Below are 21,235 nucleotides of genomic sequence, written 5' to 3' on the forward strand. Positions count from 1 at the left end.
AAAAAGGAGTTAGTCATGGTTAGATTAGAGAAGAACGATCCGTTAATGTTGGCGCGCCAGCTACCATTAAAAACCGTTGCCCTGATACTTGCGGGCGGGCGTGGTACCCGTCTGAAAGATTTGACCATCAAGCGCGCCAAGCCGGCCGTTCACTTTGGTGGTAAGTTCCGCATTATCGACTTTGCGCTCTCAAACTGCCTGAACTCGGGCATTCGCCGCATTGGCGTCATTACTCAGTATCAGTCGCACACCCTGGTGCAGCACATTCAGCGCGGCTGGTCATTCTTCAGCGAAGAGATGAACGAGTTTGTCGATCTGCTCCCGGCGCAGCAGCGCGTACACGGGGAAAACTGGTACCGCGGCACGGCGGATGCGGTGACCCAGAACCTCGACATTATTCGCCGCTACAGCGCGGAATACATCGTGATCCTCGCGGGTGACCACATCTACAAGCAGGATTACTCGCACATGCTGATCGACCACGTCGAAAAAGGGGCGCGCTGCACCGTGGCGTGTCTGCCGGTGCCCGTTGCCGAGGCGACGGCGTTTGGCGTGATGCACGTGGATGCGGACGACAAGATTATCGACTTCGTTGAAAAACCGGCGAACCCGCCAACCATGCCGGGCGATGACACCAAATCGCTCGCCAGCATGGGGATCTATGTCTTTGATGCAGATTATCTTTATGAGCTGCTCGAAGAAGACGACAAAGACGAAAGCTCCAGCCACGACTTCGGTAAAGACATCATCCCGAAAATTACCAAAGCTGGCATGGCCTATGCACATCCTTTCCCATTGTCCTGCGTGCAGTCCGATCCGAATGCGGAGCCATACTGGCGTGATGTGGGAACCCTGGAAGCGTACTGGAAAGCCAACCTCGATCTGGCGTCCGTGACGCCTGAGCTGGATATGTACGACCAGAACTGGCCGATTCGTACCCACATGGAATCCCTGCCGCCGGCGAAGTTCGTGCAGGACCGCTCCGGCAGCCACGGCATGACCCTGAACTCGCTGGTCTCCGGCGGGTGCATCATCTCCGGTTCGGTGGTGGTGCAGTCCGTGCTGTTCCCGCGCGTGCGTATAAACTCATTCTGTAATATCGATTCGGCGGTTCTGCTGCCGGATGTCTGGGTAGGGCGTTCGTGTCGTCTGCGTCGCTGCGTGATCGACCGCGCCTGCGTCATTCCTGAGGGAATGGTGATTGGTGAAAACGCGGAAGAAGATGCGCGTCGCTTCTACCGTTCTGAAGAGGGGATCGTGTTAGTCACACGGGAAATGTTGCGGAAGCTGCAGATCAAACAGGAGCGATGATGCAGGTTTTACACGTATGTTCTGAGATGTTCCCGTTGTTAAAAACGGGCGGCCTGGCGGATGTTCTTGGTGCATTACCGGCGGCGCAAATCGCCGGTGGAGTCGATACCCGCGTCCTGCTGCCCGCCTTCCCGGATATCCGGCGCGGCATACCTGATGCAAAGGTGGTGACCCGCCGTGAAACGTTTGCCGGACGCATCACCCTGCTGTTTGGGCACTACAACGGCGTAGGGATCTACCTGATCGACGCGCCGCATCTGTACGACCGTCCGGGCAGCCCGTATCACGATACCAACCTGTTCGCCTATACCGACAACGTGCTGCGCTTTGCGCTGCTCGGCTGGGTGGGGGCGGAGATGGCCGTCGGGCTGGATCCATTCTGGCGTCCGGATGTGGTCCACGCGCACGACTGGCACGCCGGGCTGACGCCAGCGTATCTGGCGGCAAAAGGGCATCCGGCAAAATCGGTGTTTACGGTGCACAACCTGGCGTATCAGGGCATGTACTATGCGCATCATATGAATGACATCGATCTGCCATGGTCGTTCTATAACATGCACGGGCTGGAGTTCAACGGGCAAATTTCGTTCCTGAAGGCCGGGCTGTACTACGCCGACCACATCACGGCGGTGAGCCCCACCTACGCGCGTGAAATTACCCAGCCGGAGTTTGGCTACGGTCTGGAAGGGCTGCTGCAGCAGCGCCATCGTGAAGGCCGCCTGTCGGGCATTCTGAACGGCGTGGATGAGCAGATCTGGAGCCCTGAAACCGATCTCCTGCTGGCCGCGCGCTATGGCCGCGACTCGGTGGAAGATAAAGCCGAAAACAAACGCCAGCTGCAAATTGCGATGGGGCTGAAGGTCAACGACAAGGTGCCGCTGTTTGCGGTGGTCAGCCGCCTGACCAGCCAGAAAGGGCTGGATCTGGTGCTGGAGGCGCTGCCCGGTTTACTGGAGCAGGGCGGACAGCTGGCGCTGCTCGGCGCGGGCGACCCGGTGCTGCAGGAAGGTTTCCTCGCCGCCGCCGCGGAACATCCGGGGCAGGTGGGCGTGCAGATTGGCTATCACGAAGCATTCTCGCACCGCATTATGGGCGGCGCAGACGTGATTCTGGTGCCGAGCCGTTTCGAACCCTGCGGCCTGACGCAGCTCTACGGCCTGAAATACGGCACGCTGCCGCTGGTGCGCCGCACGGGCGGGCTGGCGGATACGGTGTCGGATAGCTCTCTGGAAAACCTGGCGGACGGTATCGCCAGCGGGTTTGTCTTTGAAGACAGTAATGCCTGGTCGCTGCTTCGGGCGATTCGGCGTGCGTTCGTCTTGTGGTCCCGTCCATCCCTGTGGCGTTACGTTCAGCGTCAGGCGATGTCCATGGACTTTAGCTGGCACGTTGCGGCGCAGTCGTACCGCGACCTTTATCAACGCTTGATGTAACGAGGCGAAGTTACTGATATGAACGCTCCATTTAGCTACTCTTCCCCCACGCTCAGCGTTGAGGCGTTAAAGCACTCCATCGCCTACAAGCTGATGTTTACCATCGGGAAAGATCCGGTCATCGCCAACAAGCACGAGTGGCTGAACGCCACCCTGTTTGCGGTGCGTGACCGCATGGTCGAACGCTGGCTGCGCTCTAACCGCGCCCAGCTTTCGCAGGAGACGCGGCAGGTTTACTACCTGTCGATGGAATTTTTGATTGGCCGCACCCTCTCCAACGCGCTGCTGTCGCTCGGTATCTACGACGACGTCAAAACCGCGCTGGAAGAGATGGGGCTGGATTTAGAAGAGCTGATTGACGAAGAGAACGACCCGGGGCTGGGTAACGGTGGTCTCGGGCGTCTTGCCGCCTGCTTCCTTGACTCGCTGGCAACGCTGGCGCTGCCGGGGCGCGGCTACGGTATTCGCTACGACTACGGCATGTTCAAGCAGAACATCGTTGACGGCCGCCAGAAAGAGTCCCCGGACTACTGGCTGGAATACGGCAACCCGTGGGAGTTCAAGCGCCACAACACGCGCTACAAGGTGCGCTTTGGCGGACGCATTCAGCAGGAAGGGAAAAAGTCCCGCTGGGTGGAAACCGAAGAGATCCTCGCCGTGGCCTATGATCAGATCATCCCCGGCTATGACACCGATGCGACCAATACGCTGCGCCTGTGGAATGCCCAGGCGAGCAGCGAAATCAACCTCGGTAAATTTAACCAGGGCGACTACTTTGCGGCGGTGGAAGATAAAAACCACTCCGAGAACGTCTCCCGCGTGCTGTACCCGGATGACTCAACCTACTCCGGGCGCGAGCTGCGCCTGCGTCAGGAGTATTTCCTCGTCTCCGCGACGATTCAGGACATCCTCAGCCGCCACCACCAGCTGCACAAAACCTACGCCAACCTGGCGGAGAAAACCGCGATTCACCTTAACGACACCCATCCGGTGCTCTCCATTCCCGAGCTGATGCGCCTGCTGATCGACGAGCACAAGTTCAGCTGGGACGACGCGTTTGAAGTGACGTGCCAGGTGTTCTCCTACACCAACCACACCCTGATGAGCGAAGCGCTGGAGACCTGGCCGGTGGACATGCTCGGCAAAATTCTGCCGCGCCACCTGCAAATCATCTTCGAGATCAACGACTACTTCCTCAAGACGCTGCAGGAGCAGTACCCGAACGATACCGGGCTGCTGAGCCGTGCCTCGATCATTGATGAATCAAACGGTCGCCGCGTGCGCATGGCCTGGCTGGCGGTTGTCATCAGCCACAAGGTCAACGGCGTGTCCGAGCTGCACTCGAACCTGATGGTGCAGTCCCTGTTTGCGGACTTCGCGAAGATCTTCCCGACACGCTTCTGCAACGTCACCAACGGCGTTACGCCGCGCCGCTGGCTGGCGCTGGCCAACCAGCCGCTCTCTGACGTGCTGGATGAGAATATCGGCCGCACCTGGCGCACCGATTTGAGCCAGCTGAGCGAGCTTAAGCAGCATATTGATTTCCCGACGGTGAACAAGGCCGTGCGGGAAGCCAAGCTGCTGAACAAGAAACGTCTGGCGGTCTGGCTGGCGATGCACCTCAACGTGGTCGCAAACCCGAAAGCGCTGTTTGACGTGCAGATCAAGCGCATCCACGAATACAAGCGTCAGCTGATGAACGTGCTGCACGTGATCACTCACTACAACCGCATTAAGGCCGATCCAACCGTAGAGTGGGTGCCGCGCGTGAAGATCTTCGCCGGTAAGGCGGCTTCCGCTTACTACATGGCGAAGCACATTATTCACCTGATCAACGACGTGGCGAAGGTGGTGAACCAGGATCCGGAGATTGGCGACAAGCTGAAGGTGGTATTCATCCCGAACTACAGCGTCAGCCTGGCGCAGCTGATCATCCCGGCGGCAGATCTCTCCGAGCAGATCTCCACGGCGGGAACGGAAGCGTCCGGCACCAGCAACATGAAGTTTGCCCTCAACGGCGCGCTGACCATCGGCACCCTGGACGGGGCGAACGTCGAGATGCTGGAGCACGTAGGAGAAGAGAATATCTTTATCTTCGGCAATACCACCGAAGAAGTGGAGGCGCTGCGCAGGAAAGGCTACTCCCCGCGTGAGTTCTATGAAGGGGATGAAGAGCTACGTCAGGTCCTGACGCAGATTGCGACCGGTGTGTTCAGCCCCGACGAGCCGGGCCGCTATCGCGATCTGGTGGATTCGCTGATTAACTTTGGCGACCACTATCAGGTGCTGGCGGATTATCGCAGCTACGTGGACTGCCAGGATAAAGTGGACGAGCTGTACCGTCAGCAGGAGAAGTGGACCAGCGCGGCGATGCACAACATCGCCAACATGGGGTATTTCTCGTCTGACAGGACCATCAAGGAGTATGCCGAGAACATCTGGCATATTGATCCGGTGCGGTTGTAAAAACAAAGCCCGGTGGCGCCACCGGGCTTTTTTACATCACGACGCCAGCGACAGCTCACGCTTCCCCGCATGCTGCTGCAGCCACTGCGCCACGCGAGACTGCTGGTCGGCGTTAAGCCACATCCCTTCTTTGGTACGACGCCAGATGGCATCTTCAAGGCGGCGAACCCACTCGTGCTCAACCAGGTAGCGCAGCTCGGCCTCGTACAGCTCGTGGCCGAAATGTTCACCCAGATCGGCAAGCGATTTCGCGTCGCCCAGGAACAGCTCGGTATTGCTGCCGTAGGTGCGGGCGTAGTGGCGCGCCATCCCTTCGGTAATGAACGGGAAGCGACGGCGCAGCTTCGCGGCGTAATCGTCGCGGTTTCCGCCAATATCTCCGCCGGGCAGCACTGCCTCTTTGGTCCACGCCGGGCCAATACCTTTGTAGTACGGCGCCAGTTTTTCCAGCGCGTGCTCGGCCAGCTTGCGGTAGGTAGTCAGCTTGCCGCCAAACACCGACAGCAGCGGTGCCTGACCGTCTACGTCGTGGATATCAAGCGTGTAGTCGCGGGTGATGGCCTGCGGTGAGTCAGACTCGTCATCGCACAGCGGACGCACGCCAGAGTAGGTCCAGACCACGTCGTCGCGCGACAGCTGTTTCTTAAAGTGTGCGTTATACACTTTCAACAGGTAGTTTACTTCGCTCTCGTCGATCTCGACGTTCTTCGGATCGCCTTTGTACTCCACGTCGGTGGTGCCGATGATGGAGAATTCGTCCATCCACGGGATCACAAACACGATGCGTTTATCTTCGTTTTGCAGGATATAAGCCTGCTTCTGGGTATGCACGCGCGGCACCACAATGTGGCTGCCCTTGATCAGGCGGATGCCGTACGGCGAAGGCAGGTGCATGCCGTCGTCGAAGAACTGCTTCACCCACGGGCCGGTAGCGTTCACCAGGCCGCGTGCTTTCCAGCTGAACTTCTCGCCGGTATCCACGTCTTCCGCTTCCACAATCCACAGGCCGTTTTCACGACGGGCGGCGGTCGCGCGGGTGCGGGTTTTCACCTCGCCGCCTTTCTTCTCGACCATCTGCGCATTCGCCAGAACGAGACGCGCATCGTCCACCCAGCAGTCTGAATATTCGAAACCGCGCACGATTTCCGGCTTAAGGACCGATTCTGAGCCAAAACGCAAACCGTTCGAACCCGGCAGGCTGGTGCGTTTGCCCAGATGATCGTACATAAACAGGCCGATGCGGATCATCCACGCCGGACGCAGGTGTGGGCGGTGCGGCAGGCGGAAGCGCATCGGGATCGCCAGATGCGGGGCCATTTTCAGCAGCACTTCGCGTTCGGCCAGCGCTTCGCTGACCAGGCGGAATTCGTAGTGTTCCAGGTAGCGCAGGCCACCGTGGATCAGCTTGGAGCTGGCGGACGACGTCGCGCAGGCGAGATCGTTAGCTTCCAGCATCAGCACGGATAAACCGCGTCCTGCGGCATCAACCGCAATACCGGCACCGTTGATGCCACCGCCTATCACAATCAGATCTTTGGTTTCCATAACACCCTCATGCACTTTCGTTAAAGCTCAAAAATGTTCGATATCGCTCATAATAGCAAAGGAACGCGCTTTTGGTAACATCAAAAAAACAATTTAGAGTGATATGGATAACATAATGGCGTTTACCCGCCGCCAGGACGTACACTACGGGGTAAAATCTTGTCGTTGACCACTGTAAAGAGAACACCATGGATCAGTTTGAATGTATTAACGTAGAAGAAGCCCACCAGAAGATGCACCAGGGAAAAGCGGTGCTGGTGGATATCCGCGACCCGCAGAGTTTTGCGATGGGCCACACGCCGGGCGCGTTTCATCTGACCAACGACACGCTGGGCGCGTTTATGCGCGATAACGACTTCGAAACGCCCGTTATGGTCATGTGTTACCACGGCAACAGCAGCAAAGGCGCGGCGCAGTATCTGATTCAGCAAGGCTATGACGCGGTATACAGCGTCGACGGCGGCTTTGATGCCTGGCATCGTCATTTCCCGGCAGAAGTGGAATACGCGTTTGAGCGCTAATCCCGCTATACTGTCCCCTTTTGTGTGGAAATAAGCGACCGCTGCCCATGTTGATGATCACCTCTTTTACCAACCCGCGCGTCGCCCAGGCGTTTGTCGACTATATGGCGACGCAGGGCGTTATTCTGACCATTCAGCAACATACTCAGACCGACGTCTGGCTGGCCGATGAGAGCCAGGCAGGGCGGGTCAACGAGGAGCTGGCGCGTTTCCTTGAGAACCCCGGCGACCCGCGTTATCTGGCGGCCAGCTGGCAATCCGGGCAGACCGGCAGCGGACTGCATTACAGCCGCTTTCCCTTCCTTGCCACGATACGCGAGCGCGCGGGCCCGTTTACGCTGCTGCTGATGGCGGCCTGCATTATTGTCTTCATTATTATGAACGTGGTGGGCGACCAGAGCGTGATGATCGCGCTGGCGTGGCCGTATGATCCGTCGCTGGATTTTGACGTCTGGCGCTACTTTACCCACGCGCTGATGCATTTCTCGGTGATGCATATCCTCTTTAACCTGCTGTGGTGGTGGTATCTCGGCGGTATCGTTGAGAAGCGGCTCGGCAGCGGCAAGCTGATTGTCATCACCGTAATCAGCGCCCTGCTGAGCGGCTATGTACAGCATAAATTCAGCGGCCCGTGGTTCGGCGGGCTGTCGGGTGTCGTCTACGCTTTGATGGGCTACGTCTGGCTTCGCGGGGAGCGCGACCCGGAAAGCGGCATCTATTTACAACGCGGATTAATAGCCTTTGCGTTAATATGGCTAATTGCCGGATGGTTTGATCTGTTTGGTATGTCTATCGCCAATGGTGCGCACGTCACCGGCCTCGCCGTCGGTCTTGCAATGGCGCTTGCCGACACGCTCCATGCGCGAAAACGAACATAATTCTCAGGGATAATTGATGAAACAAACACAACGTCATGACGCCATTATCGAACTGGTCAAAAAACAGGGATACGTCAGCACCGAAGAGCTGGTCGAGCAGTTTGCCGTCAGCCCGCAAACCATCCGTCGTGACCTGAACGATCTGGCCGATCAGAACCGTATTTTGCGCCACCACGGCGGCGCGGCGCTGCCGTCCAGCTCGGTCAATACCTCCTGGCACGACCGTAAAGCCACGCAGACGGCAGAGAAAGAGCGCATTGCGCGTAAAGTGGCGAGCCAAATCCCGAACGGTGCGACGCTGTTTATTGACATCGGCACCACGCCAGAAGCGGTTGCTCATGCGCTGCTGGATCACGAGAACCTGCGCGTGGTGACCAACAACCTGAACGTCGCCAACACGTTGATGCAGAAAGATGATTTCCGCATCATCCTCGCGGGCGGCGAACTGCGCAGCCGCGACGGCGGGATTATCGGCGAAGCGACGCTCGACTTTATCTCTCAGTTCCGCCTCGACTTCGGCATCCTGGGGATCAGCGGCATCGACACCGACGGCTCGCTGCTGGAGTTTGATTACCACGAGGTGCGCACCAAGCGCGCGATTATTGAGAACTCGCGCCACGTGATGCTGGTGGTGGACCATTCGAAGTTTGGCCGAAACGCGATGGTGAACATGGGCAGCATCAGCATGGTGGATGCGGTCTATACCGACGTGATGCCGCCAGCGGGCGTGATGCAGGTGATTAAGGATAATAATTTGCAGTTAGAGTTGTGTTGAAAAGCCGTTCTCCCTCTCCCTGTGGGAGAGGGCCGGGGTGAGGGCATCAGGCCGCACAAAACTAAACTCCGTACCCCATCATCTTCAACAGCTGCTGCGCATGCTGCACCGCGTCCTGACGGTGCGCCACGCCCAGCTTCTGATACAGATTGCGAATGTGCGTTTTGATGGTGGTTGCCGCCACCGCCAGCTCACCGGCAATCTGCTCGTTACTGTATCCGGAATAGATCAGTCCCAGCACCTGCCATTCGCGCTGGGTGAGCGGGCTGGTGCGAATAAGCTCCGGCACTTCCGGGTGGTTCAGCAGACGTTCAACAAAGTTCTCGTCAAAATGCGCAAACTTGTGGCGATGGTGCTGATTAATCTCGCGCAGGATTCGCTGGGCGCGATGCTGATCCAGCTCCGGCAGCGTGTTGAGCTGAATCAGCTGGCGCAGCTGCTGCGCCATCACTTCACCTTCAATCACGAAGTGGCTAATAAACCCGGTGCGGTTCGCCAGCTGCAAGGCTTCCAGCAGCACGCGCTGGGCATCATTTTTGCGGCCCGCCTGCCAGTAAAGCTGGTTGAGCAGCAGCAGGTTGCGGTTCAGGTCGCTCATCAGACGCAGGCTGCGGGCGTTTTCGTTTAACTCTTCCAGCACAATTTCGGCAGGCTCAAAGTCACCCAGCAGGATCTGCACGCGGGCGATGTTGCGCCACTGGCTTTGCAGGAAGTGGTTATTGGCAAATTCCGGTTTAGGCGTCTGGCGCAGCCAGTTGGCGGCGGATTTTTTGTCCCCCGTCATCTGCCAGTAAATCACCCGAACCTTGTCGGCGTTCGATACCCAGTCGCTGTGGTACTGACCGTTGCCGAGCAGGTTTTCCAGACGGTTAAGGTGATTGCGGGCGTTATCCAGATCGCCACGCGCCAGCGAGCACTGCACCAGCAGGGCCAGACACTGCAATTGCTGCTGAGGCTGGAAGCCGGAGAGCACGTTCACACCCTGACGGGCGCAGCTTTCTGCTTCATCCAGACGCGACCATGCCCACAGCAGTTGAGCGCGAATACGCAACAGGAACTCGTGCATCGGCAGCTGTTCCAGGTGCTGTTCACGAATCAGCTGGAACGCTTTTTCCTGATTTTCCCAGGCGGCCTGCAGGAACCCCTGTGCGAATAAAATCTCGCTTTGCTGGATCAGGCTCCACAGGGCGTAGTGCCACACATCATGGCGGCGCGCCATCTGCTCGGTTTGCTGCATCAGCGAAAGGGAGCGCGTCAGTTCGCCCTTGCAGTGCAGCACTTCGCCGTGCACCGAGGTAGCCACAATCCGGCTGTAGAAATTCGCCAGCGGCAGTTCATCCAGCGCGACCATCGCCAGCCGTTCCGCTTCATCCGCATCGCCGTCGTTAATCGCGACCTGCGCCCGCAGGGCGTTAAATTCGCCGTGCAGGGTGATATCCATTTCGCTTTCCATCTCCTGCTCGGCGCGCGCCAGCAGGGTATTCACTTCGCTGTAGCGGTGCTGGCTCTGCATCAGCCAGGCCTGGAGCAGCACCAGGCGCGGGTTCTCCAGCAGGCTCTCCCACGGCAGGGCTTTCAACGACTCTTCCAGCAGCGTCAGTTCGCTGTGGTTAAACAGCCCCCACGCGTGGTTAAGCAGGATATCGCGCAGCATGCTGGCGTCACCGGCGGCAAGCGCGTGGTGAATGGCCTCGCTCGGGAAGCCTTGCGCCATCCAGCTTTCAGCGGCGGCGCGGTGGATTTCCGGCAATTCCGTTGCCAGCTCCCACTGGCAGCGCTGGCGCAGGAAGCTGCCAAACAGCGGGTGATAGCTGAACCACTCGCCGGGATCGTCCATGCGCGTCAGGAACAGGCCCTGACGTTCAATCTCTTCCAGCTGCAGCTGACCGTTCTCACAGCCTGTTACGCGCACAATCAGCGCGTCGTTCATGGAGCGCAGCAGGGAGCTTTTCAGCAGGAAATTGCGGGTGGAGGGATCGACGCTGTTCAGCACCTCATCCACCAGGTAATCCGAAAGATGGCTGGCGTTGATACCGGCCAGACGGCGCGCAGACTGGTGCGTCGGGCTGTTGTTTTGCCGGGCAGAAAGGGCAATCAGCTGCAGCGCCGTGGCCCAGCCCGCGACATCATCACACAGGCGGCTGCTTTCGGAGGCCTCAATGGGTGAGGTCAGGCGGCAGTCAAAGAACTGTTTCGCTTCCTGGTGGGTAAAGGCCAGCTGCTGGCTGCCCACTTCCAGAAGCTGATCGCGCACGCGCAGGTTGGCAATACCGAGCTGCGGCAGGTTGCGTGACAGCACGACCAGGGTCAGGTTTTCCGGCTGGTGGCGCAGGAAGAAGCGCATAGACTCATGGATAACCGGGTTCGTGATCAGATGATAGTCATCAATCACCACGTACAGCGGGCGATGCCATTCGGCCAGTTCGATAAACAGCTGAGAGAAAAGGGAGGACAGGCTGGCGTACTGGCGCTTTTGCACCATTGCCTCGCTGGCGGCGCAGTGTCCGTTGGTTGCCTGTTGAATAGCGGCAATCAGATAGCTGGCAAAACGCTCTTGCTGGTTATCGCCCTCGTCCAGAGAGTACCAGCCAAGATCGCTCTTACCTGCGGCCCATTGTGAAATGAGCGTTGTTTTTCCATAACCTGCAGGGCTCGTAACCAGCGCCAGTCGGAAATTATGCGCGCCGGAAAGTTTAGCCAGCAGACGCTCGCGGACCACTGTATGGTCAAGACGAACCGGGCGACTTAATTTTGACGGAATCAACATAGGTTTCACTTCACTGTGGGGAACGAGAGAATTTATTTTTTTTGCGCTTCGTAATTAATAGCTATAAGGTCGGTCAGAAAGAGAACTATTGCAAGTTATGTCTGGCTTTTGTGGCTCTGAATTTGCACTCTGTCACAAAACATTCCGGCCAGTACTGGAACTTTTTTGAAAAGGCTTTGATGCCGCGTCAATGCTGGCTTGTATGGATGTCACGAGGCTGGGCTGAAACTGGTTTCAGAAAGGTATAATGACGTCGAATTTAATAAACTTCGGGTAAAGTTGAGTGAGATTAATAATCTCCTTAGGCAGGACCCGATTGCTGAAATATTATTCTCCGTAAGCAATCATTTCCGCGTGGATTAATTTCATCCAAAACCGCATTTCATTTCTTTGACATTCTCCCCGGTTACTTTTTTATCTTCCGGGCACACTCCGGCTATGCTCTCAGAGTGGCCTCGATCACACTTTTACGCTCATCCCCGCTACTCCTCCCTGTCTAATCCCCCACGGGAGGAGGAAGAGGTGAAATGAGCCAGGCACACTAGCGCCAACTTGTGTTTTCTTTCTAAAGGATGCCGATCCCCTATGTCACAGCCTACCTTCAACAAAGCTCAATTCCAGGCTGCCCTGACGCGTCAGTGGCAGCGTTTTGGCCTTCATGCTGCAAACGAGATGACGCCTCACCAGTGGTGGCAGGCGGTGAGCGGGGCGCTCGCAGAGCAGCTGGATGCTCAGCCCGTGGCGAAGCCCGTCAAAGGCCAGCGTCACGTTAACTATATCTCGATGGAATTCCTGATTGGCCGCCTGACCGGCAACAACCTGCTGAACCTTGGCTGGTATAAGGAGGTGGGTGATGTGCTGAAAGAGCACGACCTTAACCTGACCGACCTGCTGGAAGAAGAGATCGACCCGGCGCTGGGCAACGGCGGACTGGGGCGTCTGGCGGCCTGTTTCCTTGACTCTATGGCAACGGTCGGCCAGTCGGCGATTGGCTATGGCCTGAACTACCAGTACGGCCTGTTCCGTCAGTCGTTTGCCGACGGCCACCAGATGGAAGCGCCGGACGACTGGCATCGCAATACCTACCCGTGGTTCCGCCACAACGCGCAGCTGGACGTGCAGGTCGGCATCGGCGGGAAAGTGACGAAGCAGGGGCTCTGGGAACCGGCGTTCATTATTACCGGCGAAGCCTGGGACCTGCCGGTGCTCGGCTACCGTAACGGCGTGGCGCAGCCGCTGCGTCTGTGGCAGGCGAAGCACGCGCATCCGTTCAACCTGACCAAATTCAACGACGGCGATTTCCTGCGTGCCGAGCAGCAGGGCATCGACGCCGAGAAGCTGACCAAAGTCCTCTATCCGAACGATAACCACCTGGCGGGTAAAAAGCTGCGCCTGATGCAGCAGTACTTCCAGTGCGCCTGCTCCGTGGCGGACATTCTGCGTCGCCATCACCTGGCGGGCCGCAAGCTGGCGCAACTGCCGGACTTCGAAGTCATTCAGCTTAACGATACGCACCCGACTATTGCCATCCCGGAACTGCTGCGCGTGCTGATTGACGAGCATCAGCTGAGCTGGGACGACGCCTGGGCCATCACCAGCCGCACCTTCGCCTATACCAACCACACCCTGATGCCGGAAGCGCTGGAGTGCTGGGATGAGAAGCTGGTGAAAACGCTGCTGCCGCGCCACATGCAGATCATCAACAAGATTAACGACCAGTTTAAAGCGCTGGTGGAGAAAACCTGGCCGGGCGACAAAGCCGTCTGGGCGAAGCTGGCGGTGGTGCACGACAAACAGGTGCGTATGGCGAACATGTGCGTGGTGAGCGGCTTTGCCGTTAACGGCGTGGCGGCGCTGCACTCCGATCTGGTGGTGAAAGATCTGTTCCCGGAATATCACCAGCTGTGGCCGACCAAGTTCCACAACGTGACCAACGGCATTACGCCGCGTCGCTGGATCAAGCAGTGCAATCCGCTGCTGGCCGGCCTGCTGGATAAGACCCTGAAGAAAGAGTGGGCCAACGATCTGGACCAGCTGATTAACCTGGAAAAATACGCCGACGATGCGAAATTCCGCGAGCAGTACCGCGCGATCAAGCTGGAGAACAAGGTTCGCCTGGCGGAGTTTGTGAAAATGCGTACCGGGATTGAGATCAACCCGAACGCCATTTTCGATATCCAGATCAAACGCCTGCACGAGTACAAGCGTCAGCACCTGAACCTGCTGCATATTCTGGCGCTGTACAAAGAGATCCGCGAGAACCCGCAGGCCGACCGCGTGCCGCGCGTGTTCCTGTTCGGTGCGAAGGCGGCGCCGGGCTACTACCTGGCGAAAAACATTATCCTCGCCATCAATAAAGTGGCGGCGGCGATCAACAGCGATCCGAAAGTGGGCGACAAGCTGAAGGTCGTGTTCCTGCCGGATTACTGCGTCTCGGTGGCGGAAATGCTGATCCCGGCGGCGGATATCTCCGAGCAGATCTCGACCGCAGGGAAAGAAGCGTCCGGTACCGGCAACATGAAGCTGGCGCTGAACGGCGCGCTGACCGTCGGCACGCTGGACGGTGCGAACGTCGAAATCGCCGAGAAGGTCGGTGAAGAGAACATCTTTATCTTCGGCCATACTGTTGAAGAAGTGAAAGCCATCAAGGCCAAAGGCTACGACCCGGTGAAATGGCGTAAAAAAGACAAAGTGCTGGATGCGGTGCTGAAGGAGCTGGAAAGCGGCAAATACAGCGATGGCGACAAGCACGCGTTTGACCAGATGCTGCACAGCATGGACAAACACGGTGGCGACCCGTACCTGGTGATGGCGGACTTCACGGCCTACGTTGAAGCGCAGAAACAGGTCGACGTGCTGTACCGCGACCAGGAGGCGTGGACCCGGGCGTGCATTCTGAACACCGCGCGCTGCGGCATGTTCAGCTCTGACCGCTCAATCCGTGATTATCAGGCCCGTATCTGGCAGGCAAAACGCTAAGGAAGCGCGATGGAGAGTAAACGTCTGGACAGTGCCGCGCAGGCGGCGGGAATTAGCCTCAGTTACATCAACGCGCACGGCAAACCGCAGTCTATTGGTGCGGACACCAAAAGACGTTTGCTGGATGCCATGCACAAAACCGACGCGAACGCGTCGGCTGCTCCGGTGCCAAACGTGAAGGTCTTTACCGCAGGCAAAAAGATGCCGCTGGCGGTGGAGGGGCGCGGCGAGTATAGCTGGCTGCTCACCACCGAAGAGGGGCATCAGCATAAAGGCCACGCCACCGGCGGCAAAACGTTAAACCTTCCGGCAAAGCTGCCGGAGGGCTACCACAGCCTGACGCTCACCCAGGACGAACAGCGTTTTCACTGCCGGGTGATCGTCGCGCCAAAACGCTGCTATGAGCCGCAGGCGCTGCTCGAAGGCAAAAAACTGTGGGGCGCCTGCGTGCAGCTCTATACGCTGCGTTCAGACAGCAACTGGGGCATCGGCGATTTTGGCGATCTGAAGAACATGCTGGCATCCGTGGGCGAGCGCGGCGGCGCGTTTATCGGCCTCAACCCGATCCACGCGCTCTATCCGGCCAACCCGGAAAGCGCGAGCCCGTACAGCCCGTCTTCCCGACGCTGGCTGAACGTGATTTACATCGACGTTAACGCGTTAGACGATTTCAAAAACAGCAAAGAGGCGCAGGCGTGGTGGAAGCTTGAGACCACCCAGCAGCTGCTGAAGCAGGCCCGCGATGCGGACTGGGTAGATTATGCCTCCGTGACCGCGCTGAAAATGGCGGCTCTGCGCCTGGCGTGGAAAGGCTTTGCGAAGCGCGACGACGAGCAGATGGCGGCCTTCCGCCAGTTCGTGATGCAGGAAGGTGAAAGCCTCTACTGGCAGGCGGCATTTGATGCGCTGCACGCGTATCAGGTGAAAGAGGACGAAATGCGCTGGGGCTGGCCGGTCTGGCCGGAAGCGTATCAGACCGTGGATACCCCTGAAGTCAAAGCCTTCTGTAAAAATCATGCCGACGAGGTGGACTTCTACCTGTGGCTGCAGTGGCTGGCGTACAGCCAGTTTGCCGCCTGCTGGCAGGTGAGCCAGGGCTATAAGATGCCGATCGGCCTGTATCGCGATCTGGCCGTGGGCGTGGCGGAAGGCGGCGCGGAAACCTGGTGTGACCGTGAGCTTTACTGCCTGAAAGCATCCGTCGGCGCGCCGCCGGATATCCTCGGCCCGCTCGGTCAGAACTGGGGCCTGCCGCCGATGGATCCGCACGTGATGGCGGCGCGCGCCTACGAGCCGTTTATCGACCTGCTGCGCGCGAACATGCAGAACTGCGGGGCGCTGCGCATTGACCACGTGATGTCCGTGCTGCGCCTGTGGTGGATCCCGTACGGTGAAACGGCCGATCACGGGGCGTACGTGCAGTATCCGGTGGACGATCTGCTGTCGATCCTGGCGCTGGAGAGTAAACGTCATCAGTGCATGGTGATCGGTGAAGATCTCGGTACCGTACCGGTGGAAATTGTCAGCAAGCTCCGCGACAGCGGGGTTTATTCCTACAAAGTGCTCTATTTTGAAAACGACCATGAGAAAACCTTCCGCGCGCCGAAAGCGTACCCTGAACAGTCAATGGCAGTCGCGACGACGCATGATCTTCCTACGCTCAGAGGCTACTGGGAAAGCGGCGATCTGACCCTCGGCAAAACGCTGGGCCTCTATCCAGATGAAGAGGTTCTGCGCGGACTGTATCAGGACCGCGAGCTGGCGAAGCAGGGGCTGCTGGACGCGCTGCACAAACATGGCTGTCTGCCGAAGCGTGCCGGACATAAGGCGTCGCTGATGGCAATGACCCCAACGCTCAACCGTGGCCTGCAGCGCTATATTGCCGACAGCAACAGCGCTTTGCTCGGCCTGCAGCCGGAAGACTGGATTGATATGGCGGAGCCGGTGAACGTTCCGGGCACCAGCTATCAGTACAAGAACTGGCGCCGCAAGCTGTCCACAACGCTTGAGACGATGTTTGCCGATGACGGGGTGAACAGGCTGATTAAAGATTTGGATAAGCGCAGAAAGGCGGTGGGTAAGAAGTCGTAATTTGCGCCTCACCCTAGCCCTCTCCCCAAAGGGGAGAGGGAACCGATCGAGCAGGAGAGTCAGAGAGCCATATTCAACAGCAGACACCCTACCAGGCCGCAGACCGAAATAATGGTTTCCAGCATTGACCAGGACTTGATGGTCTCACCGATGGTCAGGTTGAAGTACTCCTTGAACAGCCAGAAGCCCGGATCGTTTACGTGAGAGAAAATCACGCTGCCGGAGCCTACCGCAATAACCATCAGCTCAGGGCTGACGCCCGTGGTGGCAATCAGCGGCGCAACGATACCGCCCGCTGTAATCGCCGCAACGGTTGCAGAACCCAGCGCGATACGCAGCACGGCAGCAATAGACCACGCCATCAGGATTGGAGAGATATTGGTTTCATGCATCATGGAAGCGATGTATTTGTCCACGCCGCTGTCGACCAGCACCTGCTTGAACGCACCGCCACCGCCGATAATCAGCAGCATCATGGCAATGATTTTGATGGACGAGGTCAGCGTGTCGTTGATCTGATCCATAGAGCGGCCACGGTTCAGGCCGAAGGTAAACATCGCAATCAATACCGCAATCAGCGTTGCCATTACCGGGTCGCCGAGGAACTCGGCAACGGCCAGGAAAGCGTGGCCTTTCGGCAGGATCATCTCCGCCACGGCGCGCATTGCCATCAGGATCACCGGTACCAGCGAGGTCCAGACGCTGACGCCAAAGCCTGGCATCTCTTCTTCAGTGAAGGTTTTGGCGCTGTACAGACCTTCCGGAATAGGCTTATCAATGCCTTTCAGGAAGCGGGCATACACCGGGCCTGCCAGAATTACGGTCGGGATCGCCAGAATCGTACCGAACAGCAGGGTTTTACCCATATCGGCGTGGAAGATGGTGGCGATGGCGGTTGGACCGGGGTGCGGCGGCAGGAAGCCGTGGGTGACGGACAGCGCAGCAGCCATTGGCACACCCACGAACAGCAGCGGGATGTTGGCCGCGGCGGCGATGGTGAACACCAGCGGCAGCATCAGCACGAAGCCCACTTCATAGAACAGCGCGAAACCGACGGTAAAACCGGTTAACACCACCGCCCACTGGATGTTCTTCTTGCCAAACTTTTCGATAAGCGTGGTGGCAATACGCTGCGCGCCCCCGCAGTCCGCCAGCATTTTACCGAGCATGGCGCCGAAGCCCATGATCAGTGCCAGGCTGCCGAGCGTGCCGCCTACACCGGCTTTGATAGAGCTGATAACTTTAACCAGCGGCATCCCCTGCATCAGACCGACTGCAAGTGCCACCAGAACCAGAGCGATAAATCCGTTCATTTTGAAGCGGATCATCAAGAGCAGTAATAACACAACACCGATAGCAACGATGACTAATGGCATGATTTACCTGGCCTTTGAATTGTTATGGGTAACGTCATTGTTTCAACGACAAATTCCGGTTGTCCCAACTGGGAACAGAGTGGTTAATGGCACTCATGCTGATGCCTGCGAAACAGTTAAGTTTAGTCGGCTGTTATAAGGGTGTTGAGTGCCCACGAGAATGATACGGGTAACATATCGTGGTTGAGAATCACCCGGTGAGGCAAAATTTGAATTATGAGACGCAGGTCAACATATAGAGGGGGAAGGCAAGGGAGTCAGGCCCGGTAAGCGCAGCGCTACCGGGCAATACAGACGGGTACTGAATTAGTAGTAAGAGTGCTCGCCGCGCTGGTGCTCTGTCAGGTCGCGCACGCCTTTCAGTTCCGGGAATTCGTTCAGCAGCTGCTTCTCGATCCCTTCTTTCAGGGTCACGTCGACCATGGAGCAACCGTTACAGCCGCCGCCGAACTGCAGGATCGCCAGGCCGTCTTCCGTGATTTCCATCAGGGAAACGCGACCGCCGTGGCCGGCCAGTTGTGGGTTGATCTGGGACTGCAGCAGATACTCAACGCGCTCCATCAGTGGCGCATCGTCAGAGACTTTACGCATTTTGGCGTTTGGCGCTTTCAGGGTCAGCTGAGAACCCAGCTGGTCGGTGACAAAGTCGATTTCCGCATCTTCAAGATACGGCGCGCTCAGTTCATCGACGTAAGCGGTGAGCTGTTCAAATTTAAGGGCAGTGTCAGTTGCTTCCACAGCGTCCGGAGGACAATAAGAGACACCACATTCTGCATTCGGAGTGCCTGGATTGATCACAAACACGCGGATCTGCGTCCCTTCTTCCTGATTTGCCAGCAGTTTGGCAAAGTGCGCTTGTGCAGAATCGGAAATACGGATCATAGCTTTGGCCTAATAGTTGACTAAATTACCTGGGTATAATCATACGCCCATTGAAGAAGGGCTACAAGGTACGGCACAGACACCATACCTGAACCGACGCGGCGCCGCTTTGCAAAAGCAGTCGGGAAAGTTCAGCAACGGTACTGCCTGTGGTGACCACGTCATCCACGATGGCGATATGGAGGTCGTGGACCGGCAATTCAAGGCGAAAGGCGTTTTTCAGGTTCCTTTTGCGAAGCCGGGCGTTGAGCTGATGCTGGATGGCGGTGGCATGAACGCGGGTAAGCGCGCTGGCATCGTAGCGACAGCCCAGCCACCGGGCGAGCGGGCGGCAGAGCAGGTCGCTTTGATTATAGCCTCGCCGCCAGTGTCGGCGTCGGTATAAGGGGACATTCACCACCATGTCGATTTTCGGCAAAGCGCGGGTTCGTCGCGCCTGTAAAACGGCCAGCAAAAGCAGGCGGGCAAGGGGCTGCGCCAGCGAACTCTGGCCGGAAAACTTCAGGGCGTGAATAAGCCCGCTCAGCGGCGGAACATAATCATCCACGGTCACCAGCGCGCTCCACGGCGGGGATTTTTTCAGGCAGCGGCCGCAGGGCAAATCGCGGTTCGCCGCCGGTAAACCACATTGCGGGCAGGTTGTGATACGCCTTTCCAGCGAACGCGTGCAGACGGAACAGACGCCCCACGCGCTGAGGGCAAGCGGCATTTTGCATAGCCAGCACAAGCCAGGCACTGTTAGCATGTGCAACCTCCATGTGAAAAAAGAGAACAGTAACTGATGAAGACGCTGTGGTGGCAGACCGTAGGGACAGGAAATTGCCATCTTGTGCTGCTGCACGGATGGGGCCTGAATGCGGAAGTGTGGCATTGCATAAGCGAGGAACTTGCCTCGCAATTTACGTTACATCTGGTTGATCTGCCGGGCTATGGTCGCAGCCGTGGCTTTGGCGCGATGTCGCTTGATGAAATGGCGCAGCACGTTATAGACGCCGCGCCGCAAAATGCCATCTGGCTGGGCTGGAGTCTGGGCGGGCTGGTGGCAAGCCAGATTGCGCTCTCCTGGCCCGAGCGTGTTAGGGCGCTGGTCACCGTGGCCTCGTCGCCATGCTTTAGCGCGCAAGAGGCGTGGCCCGGCATCAAACCTGACGTTCTGGCGGGCTTCCAGCAGCAGCTGAGCGACGATTTCCAGCGGACCGTCGAGCGATTCCTCGCCTTGCAGACAATGGGTACCGAAACCGCGCGTCAGGATGCCAGAGCGTTAAAGCAGGTGGTGCTCTCCCTGCCGATGCCGGACGTTGAGGTGCTTAACGGCGGTCTGGAGATCCTGAAAACGGCCGATCTGCGCGAGCCGCTGGCCGGGCTGAGCATGCCGCACCTGCGCATCTATGGTTATCTCGACGGGCTGGTGCCGCGCAAAGTGGTCCCACTTCTGGATTCCCTCTGGCCGGACAGCGAATCACAGGTCATAGCAAAAGCCGCGCATGCGCCGTTTATCTCTCATCCGACGGAGTTTTGTTCAGCGTTGGTTGCGTTAAGTCAACGTTTAGACTGATTATTTTCTATCCAGCCTGGAAAAAGTTACACACCGCAACCATACTCCAGATGTCGTTGCGGTTGTTCTGCCTACGATGATCAAAACAACAATCCTATGGAGAGTCAGGCTATGAAACTTGTTACAGGTATTGTCACTTCTCTGGTTATTGGGTCACTGTCATTTGGCGTTTTTGCGGCAAAAGAGCTGGAAAAAGATAAAGTTGCCGGGATGAATTTGACGAAAATTGGTGAGATTTCTACGTCTGACACCACCGCGCCGATGGATGCAAGAAAAGAGCTGTCGAAGAAAGCGGATGAGCTGGGCGGGACATACTTCGTCGTCACCAGCGCAGAAAAACAGACCAAAAACGTACGCGCTACTGCGGATGTCTATAAGTAATACGATAAAACCGGGCAGCAATGCCCGGCTTTATTAGCGCAGTGCCCACCACTCCCTGAGACAGGCCTTTCCTTCCGGACAGCTTTTGCAACTGCCGGAGAGGCAACCCTCCGCTTCTTCCTGAATCCGCACGGCTTTACCCATGGCTTCCAGGCGCTCCAGCATGGCATCGATCATCGGCTGCGGCGTATGCAGGCTAAGGCTGAGCTGTTTTGCCTCCATGCGTCCCTGCAATGCCAGTAAGTCACGAACCTGAATCAACGATGCCATCTGTT

General features: G+C 57.8%; 16 protein-coding genes. 10 read left to right on the plus strand and 6 right to left on the minus strand.

From position 1 onward, the window contains the following. The first annotated feature begins 15 nt into the window (after positions 1-15). Genes glgC through glgP form a run of 3 tightly spaced genes read left to right on the plus strand, consistent with a single transcriptional unit; the run spans position 16 to position 5,210 of the window. Positions 16-1,311: a glucose-1-phosphate adenylyltransferase gene (gene glgC, locus AC2FAJ_RS21890; protein WP_028014690.1), complete on the plus strand. Its 1,296-nt coding sequence runs from the start codon at positions 16-18 to the stop codon at positions 1,309-1,311. Continuing rightward, positions 1,311-2,744 carry a glycogen synthase GlgA gene (glgA, locus tag AC2FAJ_RS21895; protein ID WP_041911898.1) on the plus strand — a complete coding sequence of 478 codons (1,434 nt, stop codon included), beginning with the start codon at positions 1,311-1,313 and terminating at the stop codon, positions 2,742-2,744. Before glgC ends, glgA begins: the two co-directional genes overlap by 1 nt. Positions 2,745-2,762: 18 nt before the next feature. After that, positions 2,763-5,210 carry a glycogen phosphorylase gene (gene glgP, locus AC2FAJ_RS21900; protein ID WP_485454518.1) on the plus strand — a complete coding sequence of 816 codons (2,448 nt, stop codon included), beginning with the start codon at positions 2,763-2,765 and terminating at the stop codon, positions 5,208-5,210. Between the two features lie 36 nt (positions 5,211-5,246). Here the strand turns inward: glgP and glpD are convergent, their stop codons facing one another. Next, on the minus strand, positions 5,247-6,755 hold the full coding sequence (glpD, locus tag AC2FAJ_RS21905) for a glycerol-3-phosphate dehydrogenase (protein WP_485454519.1): 1,509 nt from the start codon (positions 6,753-6,755) through the stop codon (positions 5,247-5,249). Between the two features lie 188 nt (positions 6,756-6,943). On the opposite strand from glpD, the gene glpE reads away from it, so the two are divergent. The 3 genes from glpE to AC2FAJ_RS21920 are packed head-to-tail and all read left to right on the plus strand — an operon-like array spanning position 6,944 to position 8,929. Then, positions 6,944-7,276 (plus strand): thiosulfate sulfurtransferase GlpE, encoded by a 333-nt coding sequence (glpE, locus tag AC2FAJ_RS21910; RefSeq protein WP_028014686.1) that lies wholly within the window; start codon positions 6,944-6,946, stop codon positions 7,274-7,276. A gap of 47 nt (positions 7,277-7,323) precedes the next feature. After that, positions 7,324-8,154: a rhomboid family intramembrane serine protease GlpG gene (gene glpG / locus AC2FAJ_RS21915; protein ID WP_045259371.1), complete on the plus strand. Its 831-nt coding sequence runs from the start codon at positions 7,324-7,326 to the stop codon at positions 8,152-8,154. A gap of 16 nt (positions 8,155-8,170) precedes the next feature. Next, complete coding sequence (locus AC2FAJ_RS21920) at positions 8,171-8,929, plus strand: DeoR/GlpR family transcriptional regulator (RefSeq protein WP_028014684.1); 759 nt, start codon at positions 8,171-8,173, stop codon at positions 8,927-8,929. A 61-nt stretch (positions 8,930-8,990) separates the two neighbouring features. Here the strand turns inward: AC2FAJ_RS21920 and malT are convergent, their stop codons facing one another. Then, positions 8,991-11,696 carry an HTH-type transcriptional regulator MalT gene (gene malT, locus AC2FAJ_RS21925; protein ID WP_232927369.1) on the minus strand — a complete coding sequence of 902 codons (2,706 nt, stop codon included), beginning with the start codon at positions 11,694-11,696 and terminating at the stop codon, positions 8,991-8,993. 585 nt (positions 11,697-12,281) lie between these two features. On the opposite strand from malT, the gene malP reads away from it, so the two are divergent. Together malP and malQ are read left to right on the plus strand one after the other, a co-directional pair. Then, on the plus strand, positions 12,282-14,675 hold the full coding sequence (gene malP / locus AC2FAJ_RS21930) for a maltodextrin phosphorylase (RefSeq protein ID WP_485454520.1): 2,394 nt from the start codon (positions 12,282-12,284) through the stop codon (positions 14,673-14,675). 9 nt (positions 14,676-14,684) lie between these two features. Then, positions 14,685-16,766, plus strand: coding sequence for a 4-alpha-glucanotransferase (gene malQ, locus AC2FAJ_RS21935; RefSeq protein ID WP_193031684.1), 2,082 nt, complete (start codon positions 14,685-14,687; stop codon positions 16,764-16,766). Between the two features lie 59 nt (positions 16,767-16,825). On the opposite strand, the gene gntT is transcribed toward malQ, so the two are convergent. From gntT to gntX, 3 genes are all read right to left on the minus strand, one after another. Continuing rightward, on the minus strand, positions 16,826-18,142 hold the full coding sequence (gene gntT / locus AC2FAJ_RS21940) for a gluconate transporter (protein WP_028014680.1): 1,317 nt from the start codon (positions 18,140-18,142) through the stop codon (positions 16,826-16,828). A gap of 306 nt (positions 18,143-18,448) precedes the next feature. Further along, the gene (gene nfuA / locus AC2FAJ_RS21945) at positions 18,449-19,024 is read right to left on the minus strand and encodes a Fe-S biogenesis protein NfuA (RefSeq protein WP_003861601.1); all 576 of its coding nucleotides are present in this window, start codon (positions 19,022-19,024) and stop codon (positions 18,449-18,451) included. A 61-nt stretch (positions 19,025-19,085) separates the two neighbouring features. Next, complete coding sequence (gntX, locus tag AC2FAJ_RS21950; protein ID WP_188246203.1) at positions 19,086-19,769, minus strand: DNA utilization protein GntX; 684 nt, start codon at positions 19,767-19,769, stop codon at positions 19,086-19,088. A 36-nt stretch (positions 19,770-19,805) separates the two neighbouring features. Here gntX and bioH point away from each other — a divergent pair, with 36 nt between their 5' ends. Continuing rightward, positions 19,806-20,579, plus strand: a complete 774-nt coding sequence (gene bioH, locus AC2FAJ_RS21955; RefSeq protein ID WP_048957376.1) for a pimeloyl-ACP methyl ester esterase BioH — start codon at positions 19,806-19,808, stop codon at positions 20,577-20,579. 111 nt (positions 20,580-20,690) lie between these two features. Then, entirely contained in the window at positions 20,691-20,960 is a 270-nt protein-coding gene (locus AC2FAJ_RS21960) for a YdgH/BhsA/McbA-like domain containing protein (RefSeq protein WP_028014676.1), read from the plus strand. A gap of 33 nt (positions 20,961-20,993) precedes the next feature. On the opposite strand, the gene feoC is transcribed toward AC2FAJ_RS21960, so the two are convergent. Further along, positions 20,994-21,230 carry a [Fe-S]-dependent transcriptional repressor FeoC gene (gene feoC, locus AC2FAJ_RS21965; protein ID WP_041911908.1) on the minus strand — a complete coding sequence of 79 codons (237 nt, stop codon included), beginning with the start codon at positions 21,228-21,230 and terminating at the stop codon, positions 20,994-20,996. Between the last annotated feature and the right edge of the window lie 5 nt (positions 21,231-21,235).

Source organism: Enterobacter cloacae complex sp. 385G4 (assembly GCF_057320665.1).

Bases quoted from the DNA above. Each gene is read 5' to 3' on its own strand.
- glgC (WP_028014690.1), top strand. From the start codon at position 16: ATGGTTAGATTAGAGAAGAACGATCCGTTAATGTTGGCGCGCCAGCTA.
- glgA (WP_041911898.1), top strand. From the start codon at position 1,311: ATGCAGGTTTTACACGTATGTTCTGAGATGTTCCCGTTGTTAAAAACG.
- glgP (WP_485454518.1), top strand. From the start codon at position 2,763: ATGAACGCTCCATTTAGCTACTCTTCCCCCACGCTCAGCGTTGAGGCG.
- glpD (WP_485454519.1), bottom strand. From the start codon at position 6,755: ATGGAAACCAAAGATCTGATTGTGATAGGCGGTGGCATCAACGGTGCC.
- glpE (WP_028014686.1), top strand. From the start codon at position 6,944: ATGGATCAGTTTGAATGTATTAACGTAGAAGAAGCCCACCAGAAGATG.
- glpG (WP_045259371.1), top strand. From the start codon at position 7,324: ATGTTGATGATCACCTCTTTTACCAACCCGCGCGTCGCCCAGGCGTTT.
- AC2FAJ_RS21920 (WP_028014684.1), top strand. From the start codon at position 8,171: ATGAAACAAACACAACGTCATGACGCCATTATCGAACTGGTCAAAAAA.
- malT (WP_232927369.1), bottom strand. From the start codon at position 11,696: ATGTTGATTCCGTCAAAATTAAGTCGCCCGGTTCGTCTTGACCATACA.
- malP (WP_485454520.1), top strand. From the start codon at position 12,282: ATGTCACAGCCTACCTTCAACAAAGCTCAATTCCAGGCTGCCCTGACG.
- malQ (WP_193031684.1), top strand. From the start codon at position 14,685: ATGGAGAGTAAACGTCTGGACAGTGCCGCGCAGGCGGCGGGAATTAGC.
- gntT (WP_028014680.1), bottom strand. From the start codon at position 18,142: ATGCCATTAGTCATCGTTGCTATCGGTGTTGTGTTATTACTGCTCTTG.
- nfuA (WP_003861601.1), bottom strand. From the start codon at position 19,024: ATGATCCGTATTTCCGATTCTGCACAAGCGCACTTTGCCAAACTGCTG.
- gntX (WP_188246203.1), bottom strand. From the start codon at position 19,769: ATGCTAACAGTGCCTGGCTTGTGCTGGCTATGCAAAATGCCGCTTGCC.
- bioH (WP_048957376.1), top strand. From the start codon at position 19,806: ATGAAGACGCTGTGGTGGCAGACCGTAGGGACAGGAAATTGCCATCTT.
- AC2FAJ_RS21960 (WP_028014676.1), top strand. From the start codon at position 20,691: ATGAAACTTGTTACAGGTATTGTCACTTCTCTGGTTATTGGGTCACTG.
- feoC (WP_041911908.1), bottom strand. From the start codon at position 21,230: ATGGCATCGTTGATTCAGGTTCGTGACTTACTGGCATTGCAGGGACGC.